Raw genomic sequence first — 21,095 nt, forward strand, 5'->3', positions numbered from 1 at the left:
TCCCGCAGCGCGCAGGGAGACGCACGGGGATGGAGCGCATCGCGGACCCTGTCATGGCCTACCGGCTTCGCTGGAAACGCCGCCGGCTGCTTCACCGGGCATTCCGCAAGCGGCGCCAGCTTGCGACGGTCGCCGATCGCACGGGCCGGATCGGCCCCGGCGACATCCTTGCCGCCTCGACGGTGCGCAACGAGGCGATCCGGCTGCCGTACTTCCTGGACCATTACCGTCGGCTGGGCGTCGATCACTTCCTTTTCGTCGACAACGGCAGCGACGACGGCACCGCCGCCTACCTTGCGCAGCAGCCCGACGTTTCGCTGTGGTCCACCCCCCACAGCTACAAGCTGTCGCGCTTCGGGCTGGACTGGTTGACGTGGCTGCAGATGCGCCATGCGCACGGCCACTGGTGCCTGACGCTCGATGCCGACGAGATCCTCGTCTATCCCTATCACGACACGCGCCCCCTGCCGGCGCTGACGGAATGGCTGGAGCGTGCCGGGGCGGAGTCCTTCGGGGCGCTGATGCTGGACATGTATCCGAAAGGGCCGGTCAGGTCGCAGGTCTACGATGCCGGCCGCGACCCTTTCGAGATTCTGTGCTGGTTCGACAGCGGCAATTACACGATCACCCGCCAGGAAAAGCATTGGAACCTCTGGGTGCAGGGCGGTCCGCGCGCGCGGCTGTTCTTCGCCGACCGGCCGCGCCGGGCGCCGACGATGAACAAGGTGCCGCTGGTCCGGTGGCACTGGCGGTATGTCTATGTGAACTCGACCCATGCGCTTCTGCCGCGACGCCTGAACCTGGTCTACGACGAAGCCGGCGGCGAGAAGACGTCGGGTGTCTTGCTGCACACCAAGTTCCTGCACACGATCGTGGAGAAATCGGCCGAGGAAAAACGCAGGCGGGAGCATTTCGCCAACAGTGCGCTTTACGACAGCTACTATGACAGCCTGATGGAAAACCCGGACCTGTGGGATCCACAGTCCACCCGGCTGCGGAGCTGGCGCCAGCTGGAGGCGATGGGGCTGATGTCGCGGGGGGGATGGATCTGACCGAGGCGCCCCCGGTGGCCCGGTCAAAACCGTTTACCCATGCGCCGATAGCGCCTATTCTGCCCGGGAACCCGGCGAAGACCGGGATCGTCATGCCGGAGTTCCCGCAACAGGGACGCGGCGGACTGAGGCGCGTTAACCGCCCGTTGTCGGCAGGCGGGCGATGATCGGGGCAAGGACGGAACTTGGGGCGTGAGCTTGTGGCAGTCATACCGGATGCGCCTTCGGCGCAAGCACGCCAGGGCACGTGCCTTTCGCAAGCATTTCTCGCTGACGCCCGTCGTCAATCGGACGCGCGCGATCCGGCCGGGCGACATCCTGCTGTTTTCCACCTTCCGCAACGAACGCGTCCGGCTGCCCTATTTCCTGCGGTATTACCGCGAGATGGGGATCTCGCATTTCCTCATGGTCGACAATGCCAGCACGGACGGCGGGCGTGATTACCTGGCCGAACAGGAGGATGTGTCGCTCTGGTCCACCGGGGCCAGTTACAAGCGGTCACGGTTCGGGGTAGACTGGCTGAACTGGTTGCAGTCCCGCTACGGGCACGGACACTGGACGCTGGTCGTCGACCCCGACGAGTTCTTCGTCTACCCGTTCTGCGACACGCGGCCGATCCGGGCCCTGACGGACTGGCTCGACGTCTCGTCGATCCGGTCGTTCAGCGCGATGTTGCTGGACATGTATCCCAAGGGGACGATCAACGCGACGCCCTACTCTGCGGGGCAGGATCCGTTGGAGATCGCGTCGTGGTTCGATCCGGGAAACTACACGATCGAGAAGAACCATTTCTACGGGAACCTCTGGATCCAGGGCGGCCCGCGGGCGCGCGTGTTCTTTCGCGATGCACCGGGCCAGGCGCCCGCGCTCAACAAGATCCCGCTGGTCAAGTGGCACCGGCGCTATGCCTACGTCAGCTCCACCCACATGCTGCTGCCGCGGGGGCTCAACCTGGTTTACGACGAATGGGGCGGTGAGAGGGTCAGCGGCATGCTGCTGCACACCAAGTTCCTCGATACCTTTCCCGCCAAGGCGCGCGAGGAAATGGCGCGGCGCCAGCACTATGCCAACAGCAAGGAATACGCGGCCTATTCCGAAGGCCTTGCCGAGCAGACGGAGCTTTGGTGCAAATGGTCGGAGAAGTATATAAACTGGCGCCAGCTCGAGATCCTGGGCCTTATGTCCAAAGGAAACTGGGCATGACGGGAAAGGACGGGTTCGCGTGAGTGTCGGGATCGTCATGCTGGTGCACACCGCGTTCGGCCGGGCCGAGCAGGTGATCCGGCACTGGGCCGCCTCGGACTGCCCGGTCGTCATTCACGTCGATCGACGGGTGCCCGCGAAGACCTACAACGGTTTCGTCAAGCGGCTGTCCGATCTTCCCGACGTGGCATTCTGCGCGCGCCACCGGTGCGAATGGGGAACCTGGGGCATCGTGGCTGCCACCCAGGACGCCTCCGAGATGATGCTGGAGCGCTTTCCGCAGGTTCGGCACGTCTACCTGGCGTCGGGGTCCTGCCTGCCGTTGCGGCCGGTGCAGGAGTTGATCGACTATCTCGCCGCGCGACCGCAAACGGACTTCATCGAATCCGCCACGACGACCGATGTGCCGTGGACCATCGGCGGGCTGGAGCACGAACGCTTCACCCTTCGGTTCCCGTTTTCCTGGAAGAAGCGGCGCTGGCTTTTCGATGCCTACGTTGCTCTGCAACGCAAGCTGGGATTGAAACGGCGGCTGCCCGCGGGGATCGAACCGCACATGGGCTCGCAGTGGTGGTGCCTGACGCGGCAAACGCTTTCGGCCATCCTGCAGGATCCCGAGCGCGCCACTTACGACCGGTTCTTCAGCAAGGTCTGGATACCCGACGAAAGCTATTTCCAGACGCTGGCGCGGCTGTACTCGCGGCAGATCGAAAGCCGGTCGCTCACGCTGTCCAAGTTCGATTTCCAGGGCAAGCCGCACATTTTCTACGATGACCATCTGCAGTTGCTGCGCCGGTCCGACTGTTTCGTGGCGCGCAAGATCTGGCCCTATGCCGACAAGCTTTACGATGCCTTCCTGACCGACGAGGCTGGTGCGATGAAGCGCGCCGAACCCAACCCCGGCAAGATCGACCGGGTCTTCGCCAAGGCGGTCGAGCGGCGCACACGCGGCCGGCCGGGGCTGTTCATGCAGTCGCGTTTTCCCGCCGCCGCGCAGGAAAACGGGCTTACATGTGCGCCCTATTCCGTCTTCGAAGGGTTCAGCGACCTGTTCGAGAATTTCGAAACCTGGCTTGCAAAGATGACGGGCGCACGCGTTCACGGGCATCTTTTCGCGCCGGAACGCGCGGAATTCGCCGGCGGGCACGGCACGATGAACGGCGCGCTCAGCGACAGCGCCAAGCTGCGTGACCGCAATGCGCGTGCCTTCCTGTCGAACCTGATCTGGAACACCCGGGGCGAGCGCCAGTGTTTCCAGTACGGTCCGCGCGACAAGCGGGCCATCGAATGGGATCTCGCGACTGACCGCAACGCGCAGATCTCGGTGATCACCGGCGCCTGGGCCGTCCCCCTTTTCAAGTCCAATCTCAACTTCGCCGACATACGGAAGGAAGCCGCCCGCCTGCAGAAGGTCGAAAGCGCCCACCTTGATGTTCTGCGGTCACAATGGTCCAGGGCGCGGATCCGGGTGTGGACGATGGCCGAGTTCGTCGAGGCACCGATGGAGCCTTTGCAGACCGTGATAGACGAGATCGGCCAGCAAAGCGCGCGCGGCCTGGCCGAGGTCCCGCGCATGACCGATCTGACCGGGTTTGGCCAGTTCCTGCAGAACCTGAAGAACCAGGGGATGCACCCTTACCTGATGGGCGATTTCTCGGCCGAGCCGATGGTCGAGGCGTCCGAGCCGGCACGCAAGCCCTATGTGGTGAAGTAACGCGATGGTGGGCCCTTTCGATTATTTCGTGGTGTTCGCGGAGATGCGCACAGGGTCCAATTTCCTCGAGGCCAACCTCAATGCGTTCGATTCCTTCGAGTGCCACGGCGAGGCGTTCAACCCGCATTTCATCGGGAATCCCAACCGCGACCACATCCTCGGGGTCACGCGCTCGATGCGCGAGGCCGCCCCTGCCGAACTGATCGCGCGGATCAAGAGCCATAGCCAGGGCCTGGGAGGGTTCCGGTTCTTTCACGACCACGATGCGCGCGCGTTCGAGATCTGCCTGGCCGATCCGCGCTGCGCCAAGATCGTCCTGACCCGCAACCCGGCAGAAAGCTACGTGTCGTGGAAGATCGCCCAGCAAACCGGGCAGTGGAAGCTGACCAACGTCAAGCGACGAAAGCCCGGCAAGGCCCGCTTCGATGCCGCCGAATTCGACCGGCACGTCACCGAACTCCAGGCGTTCCAGATGCGAATCCTGCACGGGCTGCAGACGACGGGGCAGACGGCCTTTTATCTCGCCTACGAGGATCTGGGCGACCTGGACGTCATCAACGGGCTGGCGCGGTTCCTCGGCAGCCGGGAGCAACTGGACCGGCTTGATGGGGCCCTGAAGATACAGAACCCGGGCGCGCTGACCGAAAAGGTGACCAACCCGAAGGAAATGGAGCGCGCGCTGTCGCGGCCCGACCGGTTCAACCTGACCCGCACGCCGAATTTCGAACCGCGCCGCGGCCCCGCGGTACCGGCCCACGCTGCGGGCCTGCATGCGCCATTGCTTTACATGCCGGTGCCGGGTGGGCCGGTGACAGAGGTGCGCGGCTGGCTGGCCGGGCTTGACGATGTTACGCCGGAGGACTTGCGGACCGGCTTCAACCAGAAGGATCTGCGCCGCTGGAAGCGCCAGTCGCCGGGCCACCGGAGTTTCACCGTGCTGCGGCACCCGGTGGCACGCGTCCACACCGTGTTCTGCACCCGGATCCTGCACCCGGGCCCCAACGCGCTGCCGGAGATCCGAAAGACCTTGCGCAATTTCTACAAGCTTCCGATTCCTGCGCGCGGACCCGGAGAAAGCTATGATCGCGATGCGCATCGGGCGGCCTTCGTGGCCTTCCTCGATTTCCTCCGCATGAACTTGTCCGGTCAGACAGGTGTTCGTGTCGATGCCGGCTGGGCGACGCAGGAGGCCGTGCTGCAGGGGATGGCGCAGGTTCTCCTGCCCGACATGATCGTGCGGGACGCAGAGATGGAGGCCTACCTGCCCGCGCTGGCCATGCAGGTGGGATATCCGGCCGCCGGGCCACCCGGAACGCCGGGCCCGGATGTGCCCTTTCCGCTTGCCGAGATCTACGACCAGGACATCGAGGACAGGGTCGCGGCGATCTATCACCGCGATTACGTCATGTTCGGGTTCGGCCCCTGGAGAGGCTGAGGCGTTCAGGCTGCCTGAACGGCCTGTGCTTCGGTCAGGATGGTGTGCAGCGTCGCCGGGTCGTTGTTGGCGCGCAGTTTCGAGCGGATGGCCGGGTCACGCAGCGTGCGCGAGACAAGCGCCAGAGCCTTGAGGTGCTTCACCCCAGCGTCGTGCGGCGCGAACAGCGCGAACGCCAGGTCGACCGGCTGGCGATCGACCGACTCGAAATCGACGGGTTTTTCCAGCAGCACCATCGCGCCCACGACATCGTCCAGCCCGTCGAGGCGCGCGTGGGGCAGGGCGACACCCTGCCCGACACCCGTGGGCCCGAGGCTTTCGCGTTCCTGCAACGCCTCGACGGCTTCGGTCGCTGACACGGCATAGCTTGTCGCGGCGATATCGGCCAGTTCGTGGAGCAGCCGCTTCTTGCTCGAGGCGGCGGAAACCACGCGGACGGCCTCGGGTTTGAGGATCATTGAGATATCCATTCGTCTCGGATCGTTGCGACGGTGCGGGCGGCGTTGCCCCGGTTACGGGTCGATCCAGCCAATGTTGCCATCATCCCTGCGGTAGACCACGTTCAACCCGTCGTTTTTCTCGTTGTGGAAAACGAGCACTGGCGCCCCGGCGAGTTCCATCTGCATTACCGCTTCGCCGACCGAAAGAGACGGGATCTTGGTCTCCATCTCGGCCACGATCACGGGTTGCAGGCTCTCCGGTTCCGAATCCTCGCCTCCGTCTCCAGTCGCGAGGATATATGAGGACGCCCCGGAGAGTTCAACCGGCTGCGCGCGCTCTCGGTGGTGGTCCTTCAGGCGTCTCTTGTACCGGCGAAGCTGCTTCTCGAGCTTGTCACAGCACTTGTCGAAGGCCGAATAGATCTCGTGGGCGTGGGCCTTGGCCTGGGCCGTCAGGCCGGTGGAAAGATGCACGATGGACTCGCAGACGAACTCGTTCGCGCTCTTGGAAAAGATGATGTGCGCGTCGGTCGGCCTTTCGGCGTATTTGGCCACGGCGGTGCCCAGCTCCTCCTTGACGTGGGTTTGAAGGGCATCGCCGATGTCGATCTGCTTTCCGCTTATCTGGTAGCGCATCTTTTCTCCTTTTCTTGACATCTCGGGGCACAGCGAAATGGATACCGGCCGCCGGCCGGAAGGTCAGCCCCGAATGCAGGAACATGACCTCCGCCCGGCGCGCCGGAACGCGGGCCGGCGGCGGGCCCGGGTCGTTGAAGGCGCGGAAATCACGGAAGCCATGCCACCAATTGAGGCGCTTTCCGGGTGGCTTGTCAATGCGCGCAGCCGGCGCCACGCGTGAATTCCCTGCGCCATGCGGGGGCCTCAGTAGATCTTGAAGGTGTCGCCGAGATAGACGCGGCGGACGTTCTCGTTGGCAACCACCTCGTCCGGCGTGCCCGACATCAGGACCTGCCCGTCGTGCAGGATGTAGGCCCGGTCGACGATCTCCAGCGTCTCGCGCACGTTGTGGTCGGTGATGAGGACGCCGATCCCGCGGTTGCGCAGGTCGGCGACGAGGTGGCGTATGTCGCCGACCGAGATCGGGTCGACCCCGGCGAACGGCTCGTCGAGAAGAAGGTAGCGCGGATCGGCGGCAAGGCAGCGCGCGATCTCGACCCGGCGGCGTTCCCCGCCCGAAAGCGCCATCGCGGGGGCACGGCGCAGGTGCTCGATGGAGAACTCCGACAGCAACTCCTCGAGCCTCTCGCGCCGCTTGTGGCGATCGGGCTCGGCGACGTCGAGAATGGCGCTGATGTTGTCCTCGACCGACATGCCGCGAAAGATGGACATCTCCTGCGGCAGGTAACCGATTCCGAGCTTGGCCCGGCGGTACATTGGCAGCGTCGTGACCTCGCGCCCGTCCAGCCGAACGTGCCCGCCCTCGGGCTGGACCAGCCCGGCGATGGCGTAGAAGGTCGTCGTCTTGCCCGACCCGTTGGGGCCGAGCAGGGCCACGACCTCGCCCTGCCGCAAGGTGAGCGAGACCTCCCGGATCACCACGCGGCGGCGGTAGCTCTTGCGCAGGTTCTCCACCGTCAGGCCGGTGTTCTCGTGGGCGATATGAAGGTCCGGGGCTGCCACGCGGTCAGTCCCCTGCGCCGATCACGGTCTTGACCCGGCCCGAGATCCGTGCCGTGCCGGCGACGGTGTCGACGGTCATGCGCTCGGCCGTGAGTGTCGTGTTGCGCTGGACCAGCAGCACGTCCCCGCGCATGTCGATGGTGCCGTTCTCGACGTCGTAATCGGCGCGCGCGGCCTCTGCCGCGTCATCGCCGCTGACGAGTGTCACGCCACCCGTCGCCTCGAGCCGTGCGATCCGGTCGCTGTTCTCGCGATAAATGACCCGCACCCGCGGCGCCGACAACCGCATGTCGCCCTGCCCGATGAACACGTCGCCGGTGAATTCCGCCGCGCCGTCGTTCTGGTTGACCGTCAGGTTGTCCGCGCTGATCTCGACGGGAAGATCGCGCGCCTGCCCTGCGCCGCCAAAGGCGACTTCGGCGCCCTGTGCCGCGGCGGGCTGCGCCGCCATGGTGGCCAGGGCCAGGAAAGCGGCCAGAAGGGTCAGTCGGTGCACGCGGTCAATCCCCGGATTTCGCCGGCTTGTATACCAGCTTGACTCCGTTTGCAAAAATCAATTCGGCGTCGTCGCTCCCGGGGCGTGACGTCAGCCGCATGCGTCCGGCCTCGAGCCGACCGGCCGGTGCCTTGCCCGAAACCGCGCCCTTCGATTCGGCGAACAGCTGGTCATAGCTTGTCGCAAGCGCTTCGGTGTGCAGGCTGTACCCGGCGGAGGTTTCGAAGGTGACGTCGCCCCTGAGGTCTGCAGTCAGCGCAGCCTGGTCGATCTCTGCCGTTTCCGCGCGCATCTCGATCACCGTGCCGCCGGTCAGCCGAACATCGGTGCGCACCTTCCGGGCGATGATCCTTTCCTTGTGGTCCGGGTGGGGGCGGGCGCTGTCGGCCGACAGCGAAACCTGGTCTCCGCCAGTGGTGACGCCGGCGAAAGTGGGGCGTGTGGCGCCCTGGTCGCGCGCACGTTTCTGAACGTCGACTGCAGCTGCGGGGATGGAGCGGGACGGATCCACGGAGCGCGAGAGCATGAAAACCGTCGACAGTATCCCCAGCGCCGCCAGTGGCAGCAGGATCTTCATCCACGCCACCATGTTGGAATAGAAATTGTCGCGCCACGTCATGGTGGTCAGTGGGCGAAGATGTCGATGTCGGGCCAGCCGGCGAGATCCAGGCGTGCCCGGGTCGGCAGGAAATCGAAACAGCTCTGTGCCAGTTCCGCCCGTCCCTCGCGCGCGAGCCGCGTGTCGAGCGCGGCGCGCAACTGGTGAAGGTAAAGAACGTCCGAGGCCGCGTACTCGAGCTGTGCGTCGGTCAGCGTTTCCGCGCCCCAGTCCGAGGATTGCTGCTGTTTCGAGATGTCGATTCCCAGCAGTTCCTGCAGCAGGTTCTTGAGCCCGTGGCGGTCGGTGTAGGTGCGCACCAGCTTGCTGGCGATCTTGGTACAGTAGACCGGCCCAGCAAGCGCCCCGAAAGCGTGGTAAAGCACGGCGATGTCGAAGCGTCCGAAATGGAACAGCTTGAGAACATCGGGGTTCTCGATAAGCGCCTCGAGGTTGGGCGCCCGGCTCTGCCCCTGCTCGACCTGTACCATGTGCGCGTGGCCGTCACCGCCAGACAGCTGGACAACACAGAGCCGATCCCGGTGCGGATTGAGCCCCATGGTTTCACAGTCGATGGCAACGACCGGCCCGAGGTCGAGCCCATCGGGAAGATCGGTCTTGTGCAGGTGATTGGCCATGCCGGTTCCGGAAGCGAAAACGAGATGCGCGACAGATATGCGTTCGGTGGGCGGAGGGCAACACCGTCGCCGATGAGCAAGCGATGTTCTGTCATGTCGCCACCGGTTTCGACCCGGGTCACAGGGGCGTCAGGCGGGCCGCAACACGGTCAACGCATTCCGCCCGAGCGGGGGGGTCATGCGGAACCCGGGCCGGTCCTCCGCGCCATGCTCGAACCTGCGCGAAACCCGATGGCGACGACCCGGCCCGCAAGTCGCGAAAACGAGAACCTGGAGCGGCACAAAAGCGGGACGGGGCCAGGTGGGGGTGCAGCGGCCCAAGGGTGTATGGTTGGGCGGATGCGCGCGAGCGGTGCCTCGACCATATCCGGAAATATCAGTAGCTTACGGGAATTTTATGGTGCCCAGGAGTGGACTCGAACCACCACGTCCATACGGACACTAGCACCTGAAGCTAGCGCGTCTACCAATTCCGCCACCTGGGCAGGTGTCGTGGCGACGGCGTTTAGACGCGGTGCGCAACGCTGTCAACGGGCTTTTTCGTCGAAACCGCGGGAAGGCGCATTCGTCTTGTCCAAGTCCGCCCTGACGGGTAGTTAGGGGCACGACAGAAAACAGCCCGGAGGCCAGCGCATGTCAAAGCTCGTGACCATTTTCGGCGGCTCGGGGTTCGTCGGCCGTTACATCGCGCTGCGGATGGCGCAGGCGGGCTGGCGCGTGCGCGTGGCGGTGCGCAATCCTCACGAGGCGATCTTCGTCAAGCCTTATGGCGTCGTGGGCCAGGTCGCGCCCGTGGCCTGCAACATCCGCGACGATGACAGCGTGCGCGCGGTGACGCGCGGCGCGGATGCCGTTGTGAACTGCGTCGGCACCTTCGACCGCAAGGGGCGCAACAATTTCTATGCCGTGCAGCACGAGGGCGCGGCACGCATTGCGCGCATCGCCGCCGAGGAAGGCGTGGACCGGCTCGTCCACATCTCGGCGATCGGGGCGGACCCCGACTCCGAAAGCATCTATGCGCAGACGAAGGCAAAGGGCGAGGCCGCGATCCGGGATCACTTCCCGCATGCGGTCATCCTGCGCCCCTCGGTCATCTTCGGGCCGGAGGATGCGTTCTTCAACCGCTTTGCGGCAATGACGCGCTGGGGGCCGATCCTGCCGGTCGTGGGCGGCGACACGAAATTCCAGCCGGTCTATGTGGATGACGTCGCGCATGCCGCCGCGATGGGCGTCCTTGGCGAGGCGGCGCCGGGTATCTACGAACTGGGTGGGCCCGACGTGAATACCTTCCGCGAATTGATGCAGCAGATGCTGCAGGTGATCCGCCGCCGCCGCGCGATCGTCAACATTCCGTTCTGGATGGCGTCGATCCTCGGCTGGTTCATGGAACTCGCGCAGACGGTGACGCTGGGCCTGTTCCCGGCCCAGATCACCCGAGACCAGGTCCAGAGCCTCAAGGTGGACAACGTGGTCGCCGCCGATGCTCAGGGATTCGAGGCGCTGGGGATCGAGCCGATGTTGCTCGAGGCGGTTCTTCCCGACTACCTCTGGCGGTTCCGCGCGGCCGGCCAGTATTCGGATATTCACGAATCGGCGGAAAACTTGCGCACCGGGGGCTAGCGGGTCAGCCGTAGGCGATGGCCAGCAGAACGAGGCCCAGCGCGACGCGGTAGATCACGTAGGGCGTGAAGCTGACGCGGCGCAGCAACCGCATCATCACCGCCAGCGCCAGTAGCGCGGCCAGGAAGGCAAGCAGCGCTGCCAGAAGGCCGTCGCGTGCCGCCGCCACGTCGGCCCGAAGCGCAACCTCGCTTGCCATGAGCACGCCGCTGGCGATGATCGTCGGAATCGACATCAGCATCGCGAGTTTGGCGGCGTCGTGCCGGCCATAGCCGAGCGCGCGGGCGCCCGTGATCGTGATGCCCGACCGGGATGTGCCGGGAATCAGCGCCAGCGCCTGCCAAAGGCCCATCCTGATGGCGTCGCGCAGTGTCCAGTCGGCCTGGCTTTTGATCGAAGCGCCGCGTTGATCCATCCAGTAGAGCAGGAGGCCGAAAAGCAGCATCGCCCAGCCGATCACGGCGACCGAGCGCAGGACGTCGCTGAACCCCGTGAGATTGAGTGCCAAGCCGACCACGATCACCGGGATCGCGGCGACGAGAAGCAGGAACGCCAGCCGAGCGCCGGGCGTGTCGATCCGGCCGGTCAGGAGCCGCGGCAGGCCACCAAGCGCGCCGCGCACGTCCGGCCAGAAATAGACGATTACCGCCAGAAGCGTGCCGACGTGGGCGGCGACGTCGATGACCTGTCCCTGATCGTCGAAGCCACCGAGCCTGGGCAGCAGGATCAGGTGTCCTGAAGAGGAGACCGGCAGGAACTCCGTAAGGCCCTGAATCACGGCGACGATGAATAGATGGAAAAGGGTCATCGGGACGGGCCTGCGCTGCTGCCGATGCCACCTATATCGCATCGACGTGAACATGAAAGGGCACTTTTAGGTCCGAAGCGGACTGAAAATCTTGGCAAATTGCGGCCCTGATGCTGCGCTGCGGCTATGAAACTGTATTTTAGGTAAGCCTGTATGCCTTTTCTTTCCCCTCGACATAAATTACAAGGTCAAGGCTGGAACAGGAAAACGGAGTTCGTGCCGTGGCGAAGCAACCGATGATGAAGTTCGTGACCGTCGGGCGGGACATGCCCGAAAAGCGCGAAGCGGCGGACCGCCGGCAGGATTTCCACGAGATCTATGCCGAGTACGCCGACGCCAAGGCGCGCGAACAGGCCGGCCGGTGCAGCCAGTGCGGCGTGCCCTACTGCCAGACGCATTGCCCGCTGCACAACAACATCCCGGACTGGCTGCGCCTGACGGCCGAGGGGCGCCTGCGCGAGGCCTACGAAACCAGCCAGGCCACCAACACCTTCCCCGAGATCTGCGGGCGAATCTGCCCGCAGGACCGGCTGTGCGAAGGTAACTGCGTCATCGAGCAGGCCGGCCACGGCACGGTCACCATCGGGCAGGTGGAGAAGTATATCACCGACACCGCCTGGGAGCAGGGCTGGGTGGACGTGCCCGCCCCCGATCACGAGCGGGCCGAATCGGTGGGAATCATCGGGGCCGGCCCCGGCGGGCTGGCGGCCGCCGACGTGCTGCGCCGCGCGGGCGTGCAGGTGACGGTCTATGACCGTTACGACCGTGGCGGCGGGCTGATGACCTACGGCATCCCCGGCTTCAAGCTGGAAAAGGAGGTCGTGATGCGGCGCATGGACCAGCTGGAAAAAGGTGGCGTGGCGTTCGAACTGAACTGCGACGTGGGCACTGACATGTCTTTCGATGACATCCGGTCCGGGCATGACGCCGTGCTGATCGCCACGGGGGTCTACAAGTCGCGCGATCTGCAGGGCCCCGGATCGGGGGCGGCGGGAATCGTCCGTGCCATCGATTACCTGACGGCCAGCAACCGTGTCGGGTTCGGCGACAGCGTCCCCGAGTTCGACAGCGGCGAGCTGAACGCGCAGGGCAAGCGCGTCGTGGTCATCGGTGGCGGCGACACCGCGATGGACTGTGTGCGCACTGCGGTCCGGCAAGGCGCGACTTCGGTCAAGTGCCTCTATCGCCGGGACCGTGACAACATGCCCGGGTCCCAGCGCGAGGTCGCGAATGCCGAGGAAGAGGGCGTGGATTTCAAATGGCTCAGCGCCCCCAAGGGTTTTGTCGGCGACCCGGTGACGGCCGTGAAGGTCCAGCAGATGCGGCTGGGCGCCCCGGACGCCACCGGACGCCAGAGCCCCGAGGAAATCGAGGGCGCCGAATACGACGAACAGGCCGACCTGGTGATCAAGGCCCTGGGCTTCGAGCCCGAGGACCTGCCCGCGCTCTGGGATCAGCCCGAGCTGGAGGTGACGCGCTGGGGCACCGTCAAGGCAGAGTTCACGACCGGGCGCACGGCGATGGAGCGGGTTTATGCCGTGGGCGACATCGTGCGGGGCGCGAGCCTGGTTGTCTGGGCGATCCGCGACGGCCGTGACGCGGCCCAGGCGATCCTTGATGACCTTGGGGGCGCGACGGCCATGGCCGCCGAATAACGCCGCACCGCGGACCGCCCAAAAGGAAAACCGGCCCACCCGGCCAGAAGAAGGGTAACCTGACATGACGAAGCTGGATCGCGACTGGAAAACCGCAGAGGACGCCAAGCGCCGGTGGCTGGCCGAAAACGGGATGTACCGCGAGGAAGAGGAACACGACGCCTGCGGCGTCGGGCTTGTGGTATCGCTTGATGGCAAGCCCAGCCGCCGCGTGGTCGAGGCCGGAATCAACGCCCTCAAGGCGATCTGGCACCGCGGTGCCGTGGATGCCGACGGCAAGACGGGTGACGGCGCGGGCATGCATATCCAGATCCCGGTGCCCTTCTTCTACGACCAGGTCCGCCGCACTGGCCACGAGCCGCACGAGGACCGCCTGATGGCAGTGGGCCAGGTCTTCCTGCCGCGCACCGATTTCGGGGCGCAGGAGACCTGCCGGACCATCGTGGAAACCGAAGTGCTGCGCATGGGGCACACGATCTATGGCTGGCGGCACGTCCCGGTGGACATCACCTGCCTCGGGGAAAAGGCCAACGCCACCCGTCCGGAGATCGAGCAGATCCTGATTTCCAACGCCAAGGAGATCGGCGAGGAGGAGTTCGAGCGCGAGCTTTATGTCATACGCCGCCGGATCGAGAAGGCCGCAAGCCGCGCGGGTATCAATGAGATTTACATCGCCTCGCTGTCGTGCCGGTCGATCATCTACAAGGGCATGATGCTGGCCGAGCAGGTCGCCGTGTTCTACCCCGACCTGATGGACGAGCGGTTCAAGTCCAGCTTCGCGATCTACCACCAGCGGTATTCCACCAACACCTTCCCGCAATGGTGGCTGGCCCAGCCGTTCCGCATGCTGGCCCACAACGGCGAGATCAACACGCTCAAGGGCAACCTGAACTGGCTGAAGAGCCACGAGATCCGCATGGCCTCCTCGGCCTTCGGGGACATGGCCGACGATATCAAGCCGATCGTCGCCGGCGGGTCGAGCGACTCGGCGGCGCTGGATTCGGTGTTCGAGGTCCTGGTGCGCGCCGGCCGCAGCGCGCCGATGGCCAAGACGATGCTTGTGCCCGAAAGCTGGTCGAAGCAGGCGCGTGAACTGCCGCAGGCGTGGCGCGACATGTATTCCTACTGCAACTCGGTGATGGAGCCGTGGGACGGCCCCGCCGCGCTGGCGATGACCGACGGCCGCTGGGTCTGTGCCGGGTTGGACCGCAACGGGCTGCGCCCGATGCGCTATGTCGTCACCGGTGACGGGTTGGTGATCGCCGGTTCGGAGGCCGGCATGGTGCCCGTCGACGAGGCATCGGTGCGCGAGAAGGGCGCGCTGGGTCCGGGCCAGATGCTGGCCGTCGACATGAAGAAGGGCGAGCTGTTTCACGATACCGAGATAAAGGACAAGCTGGCGCGCGCGCTTCCGTTCGGCGACTGGGTCGGCAAGATAAATGACCTTGAGAAGAAGCTGTCGGGCGTGGCGGAATCCCCGATGTTCACCGGCAGCGAGCTGCGCAAGCGCCAGATCGCCGCCGGCTACTCTGTCGAGGAACTGGAGCAGATCCTCGCACCGATGGCAGAGGACGGCAAGGAGGCCGTGGCCAGCATGGGCGACGACACGCCCAGCGCGGTCCTGTCCAAGAAATACCGGCCGCTGAGCCACTATTTCCGGCAGAACTTCAGCCAGGTGACGAACCCGCCCATCGACAGCCTGCGCGAATTCCGGGTCATGAGCCTGAAGACGCGGTTCGGCAACCTCAAGAACGTGCTCGACGAATCCAGCAGCCAGACGGAAATCCACGTTCTGGAATCGCCCTTCGTCGGCAACGCGCAGTGGGACGCGCTGATGCGCGAACTCGAGGGCGCGGTGGTCGAGATCGACTGCAGCTTCGCCCTGGGCAAGGGGTCGCTGCGCGAGGGCCTGGAACGCATCCGGTCGGAGGCCGAAGACGCCGTGCGCTCCGGTGCCGGGCACCTGGTGCTGACCGATCACCACTCCGGCGTGGCGCGGGCCCCGATGCCGATGATCCTCGCGACCTCGGCGGTGCACAGCCATCTCACGCGGCGCGGGTTGCGGACGTTCTGCTCGCTTGGCGTGCGCTCTGCCGAATGCATCGACCCGCACTATTTCGCCGTGCTGGTGGGGGCGGGCGCGACCGTGGTCAACCCCTACCTGGCCGAGGACAGCCTTGCCGACCGGATCGACCGCGGCCTCATCGACGGCACGCTGACCGAAGCCGTGGCGCGCTACCGCGCGGCCATCGACCTCGGGATCCTCAAGATCATGTCCAAGATGGGCATCAGCGTGATCTCGTCCTACCGCGGCGGGCTGAACTTCGAGGCCGTGGGGCTGAGCCGGGCGATGTGCGCCGAGTACTTCCCCGGCGTGGTCAGCCGCATCAGTGGCATCGGCGTGAGCGGCATCCAGACCAAGATCGAGGAGATCCACGCCCAGGCGTGGCGCGGCGGCCAGAACGTGCTGCCCATCGGCGGGTTCTACAAGATGCGCAGCTCGGGCGAGACGCATGCGTGGGGGGCGCAGTCCATGCATCTGATGCAGATGGCCTGCAACAAGGCCAGCCACGAGATCTGGAAACAGTACAGCGCCAAGATGCAGGCCAATCCGCCGATCCACCTGCGCGATCTGCTGGCGATCAAGCCGTTGGGCACCCCGGTGCCGATCGAGGAGGTGGAAAGCGTCACCACGATACGCAAGCGCTTCGTCACGCCGGGCATGAGCCTTGGTGCGCTTTCGCCCGAGGCGCACAAGACGCTGAACGTGGCGATGAACCGGATCGGCGCGCGCTCGGATTCGGGCGAGGGGGGCGAGGACCCGGCGCATTTCGTGCCCGAACCAAACGGCGACAATCCGTCGGCCAAGATCAAGCAGGTGGCCTCGGGCCGCTTCGGGGTGACCGCGGAATACCTCAACCAGTGCGAGGAGCTGGAGATCAAGGTTGCACAGGGCGCCAAGCCCGGCGAGGGCGGCCAGCTGCCGGGCATGAAGGTGACCGAGCTGATCGCGCGGCTGCGCCACTCGACGCCCGGCGTGACGCTGATCTCGCCACCGCCGCACCATGACATCTATTCGATCGAGGATCTCGCGCAGCTGATCTACGATCTGAAACAGATCAATCCGCGCGTGAAGGTCTGTGTGAAACTGGTTGCGCAGTCGGGCGTGGGCACCATCGCGGCGGGCGTGGCCAAGGCCAAGGCCGACGTGATCCTTGTGTCGGGCCACAACGGCGGTACCGGGGCATCGCCGGCGACCTCGATCAAGTATGCGGGCCTGCCCTGGGAAATGGGCGTGACCGAGGCGCACCAGGTCCTGTCGGTCAACAACCTGCGCGGCCGCATCACGCTGCGCACCGACGGGGGGCTGCGCACGGGCCGCGACATCGTGATGGCCGCGATGATGGGCGCCGAGGAGTACGGTATCGGCACCGCTGCCCTGATCGCGATGGGCTGTATCATGGTGCGCCAGTGCCAGTCCAACACCTGCCCGGTGGGCGTCTGCACACAGGACGAACGCCTGCGCTCCAAGTTCACCGGCAACGCCGACAAGGTCGTCAACCTCATCACGTTCTACGCGCAGGAGGTGCGCGAGATCCTGGCGTCGATCGGCGCGCGTTCCCTCGACGAGGTGATCGGCCGCGCGGATCTCCTGACGCAGGTCAGCCGGGGCAGCGCGCATCTCGACGATCTCGATCTCAATCCGATGCTCATCACCGTGGAGGGCGCGGAGAAGGTCAGATACGACGGGAAGCGCGCGCGCAACGAGGTCGACGACACGCTTGACGCCGAGATCGTGCGCGACGCGCAGCGGTTCCTCGAGGACGGCGAGAAGATGCAGCTTTCCTATGCGGTGCAGAACACGCACCGCACGGTCGGCACGCGGGTTTCCAGCCATATCGTGCGCAACTTCGGGATGCGCAACGCCCTGCAACCCGACCACCTGACGATCAAGCTGTCGGGCAGCGCGGGGCAGTCCCTGGGCGCTTTCGCGGCACCGGGCCTGAAGCTCGAGGTGTCGGGCGACGCGAACGATTACGTCGGCAAGGGGCTGTCGGGCGGAACCATCGTCGTGCGCCCGCCCATGGCCAGCCCGCTGACCGCCGCCGACAACACGATCATCGGCAACACCGTGCTGTACGGCGCGACCGGCGGCTATCTTTTCGCCGCGGGCCGTGCCGGCGAGCGGTTCGCGGTGCGCAACTCGGGCGCGCATGTGGTGATCGAGGGCTGCGGCTCCAACGGCTGCGAATACATGACCGGCGGTGTCGCCGTGATCCTGGGCCGGGTCGGGGCCAACTTCGGCGCCGGGATGACCGGCGGCATGGCCTACCTCCATGATCCGGAAGGGCGCGCGGAGACGGTCATGAACATGGAAACGCTCGTCACCTGTCCCGTGCGCGAGGCGCACTGGCTGTCGGAACTCAAGGGCCTGATCGAGCGTCACGCCGATGAAACCGGCAGCCGGAAGGCGCGCGACATCCTGCAGAACTGGGACTTCGAGCGCGACAATTTCCTTCAGGTCTGTCCGAAGGAGATGCTCGACAAGCTCGATCATCCGCTCGGCATCGAGGACAGCGCCGTGCCGGCCGAGTAGGCCCGAACACCTTGGTGATTCCGCCCCTGCGGCGCATACTGGTTTGCGTCAAAGGGGGAATCGTCATGAAAACCTGGATTGCGGCCTGCGCGGTGCTCGCCGGTCTCGTGTTGGCCAGTGCGGCTGCCGCGGGACAGTGCGGATACCGGTATTGTTGGGGGGCTGTCGGCTTCGGACCCGGCGGGGTCCATGGCTATGCCTATGGTCAAAGGTCGGAACAGGCAGCCTACAATGTCGCCGCCGAGGGGTGCGGATGGGACTGCACGAACATCAAGACGTTCCACAACGCCTGTGCCGCGATGGCCGTCGGGCACGATGGCGGCTGGGGCTGGGCCCATGACAGCATCCGCGCCCGCGCCGAGACGGCCGCACTGAACCATTGCGGGCAGCACACCTACAACTGCCGAGTCGTCGTCTGGTCCTGTTCGCGGTAATGCGCCCGGCCCGGCCGCGACAGGCGGTTTTGCATTCGCCGGCTTGCCGCTATAGCTGGGCCGGATGGCCGGGAAACGAAAAGGAAAAGGGGCGCGGATGACGCCGCTGCGTTGGCTGCGGCGCTGGACGCTGCGATTTGCCGCGATCTGCGTGACGGTCGTGGTTCTCGTGGTGCTGTCGCACCGGTTCCTGGACCCCGGGCCGACCTACTACATGAAGCAGGAGGCCGCCCGCCTCGGCGGGATCCAGCATGACTGGGTGGCCCTCGAATCGGTGGCGCCGGTCATGGCGCGGTCGGTTGTCGCGGCGGAGGATTCCGGGTTTTGCACGCACTGGGGTTTCGACGTGGCTGCGATCCGCGCGGCCCTGGCCGAGGGGGCCGGCCGCGGCGCGTCGACGATCAGCCAGCAGGTCGTCAAGAACGTCTACCTCTGGCAGGGTCGCAACTGGGCGCGCAAGGCGCTCGAGGCGCTGATCACGCCGGCGGTGGAGGCGCTCTGGCCCAAGCGCCGCATCGTGGAGGTCTATCTCAACGTGGCCGAGTTCGACCGGGGCGTTTTCGGCATCGGCGCCGCGGCGCGCCATCATTTCGGGGTGGCCCCGACGGACCTGAGCGCCCGGCAGGCGGCGCGGCTGGCCGCCGTTCTGCCCGCGCCGAAACGCCGCTCGGCCGTCGACCCGGCACCGCGCCTGCGCAAGCGCGCGGCGGCAATCATGGACGGCGCGGCCACGATCGAGGCGGACGGGCGGGCCGCCTGTTTCGCGCCACGGGAATGAGCGGCGGTGCAGCGCCGCGCTGTCGCCCCGATCGAGGATTGAAACCCGCTCCGCTTCGGGGCATTGAGGACACGCTTCCCGAAAGGTTACCAAGGTTTCATGGCCAAGCTCTATCACGTCCCGCTTTCGCCTTTCTGCCGGAAGGTTCGACTGAGCCTGGCCGAGAAGAAGATCGAGTGCGAGCTGGTCGAAGAACGCTACTGGGAAAAGCATCCGGATTTCCTGCGCCGCAATCCGGCGGGCAAGGTGCCGGTGCTGCGCATGGAAGGCATGGTGATGCCCGAAAGCGCCGCGATCTGCGAATACCTGGAGGAAAAGCACCCCGAGCCGCCGCTTATGCCCAAGGGCGCCGCGGCCCGTTACGAGGTGCGCCGGCTGGTGGCCTGGTTCGATGACAAGTTCCACCACGAGGTCACGGCGAACCTGTTGTACGAACGCGTGAACAAGAAGGTCACGGGGCAGGGGTTTCCCGACAGCACCAACGTCAAGGCGGGTGCGCGGGCAATCAAGTACCATCTCGATTACATGGGCTGGCTGCTGGACCATCGCCGCTGGCTGGCGGGCGACACGATGACCCTGGCGGATTTCGCGGCCGCTGCGCATCTTTCGGCGCTGGACTACATATCGGATGTGGACTGGCACCGCAGCGAGACGGTCAAGGACTGGTACGCCAAGATCAAGTCGCGGCCGGCGTTCCGCGGTATCCTGGCCGATCAGGTGCCGGGGTTCCCGCCGCCGGCGCATTATGCCGACCTCGATTTCTGAACCGAACCGCGCGGTCGGGGGCGCTGCCCCCGTCGCCCTGCGGGCGACTCCCCCGGAGTATTTCGGGCAAGATGAAGCATGCATGCCTTGAAGGACAAACTGGTGACGCGGGCCCTTGAGGAAGGGTTCGATGCGGCCCGTGTCTGCCGGCCATGGGACGTGGGCCACGTGCCGGCGCGGCTGGCCGAGTTCCTCGAACGCGGGCGGCACGGGCAGATGCGCTGGCTCGCCGAGCGGGCGCACTGGCGGGGCGATCCGCACGCGCTTTGGCCCGAGGCGCGCTCGGTCATCATGCTCGCCGAAAGCTACACGCCGGACCATGACCCGATGTCGGTTCTGGAACAGTCCGACCGGGGGGCGATTTCGGTTTATGCGCAGAACCGCGATTACCACGACATCGTCAAGAAGCGGCTCAAGCGGCTGGCGCGCTGGCTGATCGCCGAGGCGGGTGACGGCGTGGAGGTCAAGGTGTTCGTGGACACCGCGCCGGTGCCGGAAAAGCCGCTGGGGCAGGCGGCGGGCCTGGGCTGGCAGGGCAAGCACACCAACCTGCTGAGCCGGCAGCTGGGCAACTGGTTCTTCATCGGCTCGATCTTCACCACGCTCGACCTGCCGGCCGACCCCGTCGAGACCGATCACTGCGGGTCTTGCCGGGCATGCCTGGACGTCTGTCCGACCGATGCCTTTCCCGCGCCCTACCAGCTCGATGCGACGCGCTGCATCTCGTATCTGACGATCGAGCATCGCGGGCCGGTGGACGAGGCGCTGCGCCCTTTGTTGGGCAACCGGATCTACGGCTGCGACGATTGCCTGGCCGTCTGCCCGTGGAACAAGTTCGCGCAGGCCGCGCGCGAGCAGCGCTATCATGCGCGCGAGGACCTCGTCGCGCCGCCGCTGGCCGAGCTGGCCCGGCTGGATGACGCGGGGTTTCGTGCGAAGTTCTCGGGCAGCCCGATCAAGCGGATCGGGCGCGACCGTTTCGTGCGCAACGTCGCCTACGCCATCGGCAATTCCGGCGACCCGGCGCTTTTGCCCGTGGCGCAGGATCTGTGCGAGGATGCCGATACGACCGTTGCCGACGCGGCGCGCTGGGCTGTCGCGCGGCTGTCGGGGACCGCGGGTTGAGCGCAACCTTTCCGTTTGCGGCGCGATACGGCGCAAACGGGCCAGAGGGGGCGCGCCGGATGCCCAATCTGACCACGGGACACCGCAAGGAGCGCA

The 21,095-nt window shown here is 65.9% G+C and carries 18 protein-coding genes and 1 tRNA gene; 11 read left to right on the forward strand and 8 right to left on the reverse strand.

The genetic code is table 11. From position 1 onward, the window contains the following. Positions 1 to 29: 29 nt before the first annotated feature. From CEF10_RS04730 to CEF10_RS04745, 4 genes are all read left to right on the forward strand, one after another. Positions 30 to 1,052 (forward strand): glycosyltransferase family 2 protein, encoded by a 1,023-nt coding sequence (locus CEF10_RS04730; RefSeq protein WP_101066863.1) that lies wholly within the window; start codon positions 30 to 32, stop codon positions 1,050 to 1,052. 216 nt (positions 1,053 to 1,268) lie between these two features. Beyond that, positions 1,269 to 2,255: a glycosyltransferase family 2 protein gene (locus CEF10_RS04735; RefSeq protein WP_101066865.1), complete on the forward strand. Its 987-nt coding sequence runs from the start codon at positions 1,269 to 1,271 to the stop codon at positions 2,253 to 2,255. A 19-nt stretch (positions 2,256 to 2,274) separates the two neighbouring features. Further along, entirely contained in the window at positions 2,275 to 3,969 is a 1,695-nt protein-coding gene (locus CEF10_RS04740; RefSeq protein WP_101066867.1) for a DUF5927 domain-containing protein, read from the forward strand. A 4-nt stretch (positions 3,970 to 3,973) separates the two neighbouring features. Then, positions 3,974 to 5,404 (forward strand): nodulation protein NodH, encoded by a 1,431-nt coding sequence (locus tag CEF10_RS04745; RefSeq protein WP_101066869.1) that lies wholly within the window; start codon positions 3,974 to 3,976, stop codon positions 5,402 to 5,404. A 5-nt stretch (positions 5,405 to 5,409) separates the two neighbouring features. Here the strand turns inward: CEF10_RS04745 and CEF10_RS04750 are convergent, their stop codons facing one another. From CEF10_RS04750 to CEF10_RS04780, 7 genes are all read right to left on the reverse strand, one after another. Then, complete coding sequence (locus CEF10_RS04750; RefSeq protein WP_101066871.1) at positions 5,410 to 5,874, reverse strand: PTS sugar transporter subunit IIA; 465 nt, start codon at positions 5,872 to 5,874, stop codon at positions 5,410 to 5,412. 42 nt (positions 5,875 to 5,916) lie between these two features. Continuing rightward, positions 5,917 to 6,480, reverse strand: a complete 564-nt coding sequence (hpf, locus tag CEF10_RS04755) for a ribosome hibernation-promoting factor, HPF/YfiA family (protein WP_101066873.1) — start codon at positions 6,478 to 6,480, stop codon at positions 5,917 to 5,919. A 246-nt stretch (positions 6,481 to 6,726) separates the two neighbouring features. Further along, positions 6,727 to 7,485: an LPS export ABC transporter ATP-binding protein gene (lptB, locus tag CEF10_RS04760; protein ID WP_101066875.1), complete on the reverse strand. Its 759-nt coding sequence runs from the start codon at positions 7,483 to 7,485 to the stop codon at positions 6,727 to 6,729. Positions 7,486 to 7,489: 4 nt separating this feature from the next. Further along, entirely contained in the window at positions 7,490 to 7,936 is a 447-nt protein-coding gene (locus tag CEF10_RS04765; protein WP_101067101.1) for an LptA/OstA family protein, read from the reverse strand. Positions 7,937 to 7,985: 49 nt separating this feature from the next. Then, on the reverse strand, positions 7,986 to 8,558 hold the full coding sequence (locus CEF10_RS04770) for a hypothetical protein (protein ID WP_232796403.1): 573 nt from the start codon (positions 8,556 to 8,558) through the stop codon (positions 7,986 to 7,988). Between the two features lie 47 nt (positions 8,559 to 8,605). Then, a complete protein-coding gene (locus tag CEF10_RS04775; protein WP_101066879.1) occupies positions 8,606 to 9,217 on the reverse strand; it encodes a ribonuclease D in 612 nt (203 codons plus the stop codon). Positions 9,218 to 9,615: 398 nt separating this feature from the next. After that, positions 9,616 to 9,702: transfer RNA gene (locus tag CEF10_RS04780), tRNA-Leu, on the reverse strand. Positions 9,703 to 9,850: 148 nt separating this feature from the next. Between CEF10_RS04780 and CEF10_RS04785 the strand changes: the two genes are divergently transcribed. Beyond that, positions 9,851 to 10,837, forward strand: a complete 987-nt coding sequence (locus CEF10_RS04785) for a complex I NDUFA9 subunit family protein (protein WP_101066881.1) — start codon at positions 9,851 to 9,853, stop codon at positions 10,835 to 10,837. A 4-nt stretch (positions 10,838 to 10,841) separates the two neighbouring features. Here the strand turns inward: CEF10_RS04785 and CEF10_RS04790 are convergent, their stop codons facing one another. Further along, the gene (locus CEF10_RS04790; RefSeq protein ID WP_101066884.1) at positions 10,842 to 11,645 is read right to left on the reverse strand and encodes an undecaprenyl-diphosphate phosphatase; all 804 of its coding nucleotides are present in this window, start codon (positions 11,643 to 11,645) and stop codon (positions 10,842 to 10,844) included. A gap of 221 nt (positions 11,646 to 11,866) precedes the next feature. Between CEF10_RS04790 and CEF10_RS04795 the strand changes: the two genes are divergently transcribed. From CEF10_RS04795 to queG, 6 genes are all read left to right on the forward strand, one after another. Continuing rightward, positions 11,867 to 13,300 carry an NAD(P)-dependent oxidoreductase gene (locus CEF10_RS04795; RefSeq protein WP_198586146.1) on the forward strand — a complete coding sequence of 478 codons (1,434 nt, stop codon included), beginning with the start codon at positions 11,867 to 11,869 and terminating at the stop codon, positions 13,298 to 13,300. A gap of 64 nt (positions 13,301 to 13,364) precedes the next feature. Beyond that, the gene (gltB, locus tag CEF10_RS04800) at positions 13,365 to 17,897 is read left to right on the forward strand and encodes a glutamate synthase large subunit (protein WP_101066888.1); all 4,533 of its coding nucleotides are present in this window, start codon (positions 13,365 to 13,367) and stop codon (positions 17,895 to 17,897) included. 65 nt (positions 17,898 to 17,962) lie between these two features. Further along, a complete protein-coding gene (locus tag CEF10_RS04805) occupies positions 17,963 to 18,331 on the forward strand; it encodes a DUF4189 domain-containing protein (protein WP_101066890.1) in 369 nt (122 codons plus the stop codon). A 97-nt stretch (positions 18,332 to 18,428) separates the two neighbouring features. Further along, the gene (mtgA, locus tag CEF10_RS04810) at positions 18,429 to 19,109 is read left to right on the forward strand and encodes a monofunctional biosynthetic peptidoglycan transglycosylase (protein ID WP_232796404.1); all 681 of its coding nucleotides are present in this window, start codon (positions 18,429 to 18,431) and stop codon (positions 19,107 to 19,109) included. Positions 19,110 to 19,208: 99 nt separating this feature from the next. Further along, complete coding sequence (gene fzlA / locus CEF10_RS04815; protein WP_101066894.1) at positions 19,209 to 19,874, forward strand: FtsZ-binding protein FzlA; 666 nt, start codon at positions 19,209 to 19,211, stop codon at positions 19,872 to 19,874. A gap of 78 nt (positions 19,875 to 19,952) precedes the next feature. Beyond that, positions 19,953 to 20,999 (forward strand): tRNA epoxyqueuosine(34) reductase QueG, encoded by a 1,047-nt coding sequence (gene queG / locus CEF10_RS04820; protein WP_101066896.1) that lies wholly within the window; start codon positions 19,953 to 19,955, stop codon positions 20,997 to 20,999. Positions 21,000 to 21,095: the final 96 nt, after the last annotated feature.

It is taken from the genome of Roseovarius salinarum (genome assembly GCF_002834145.1).
Classification (GTDB): Bacteria; Pseudomonadota; Alphaproteobacteria; order Rhodobacterales; family Rhodobacteraceae; genus Roseovarius; species Roseovarius salinarum.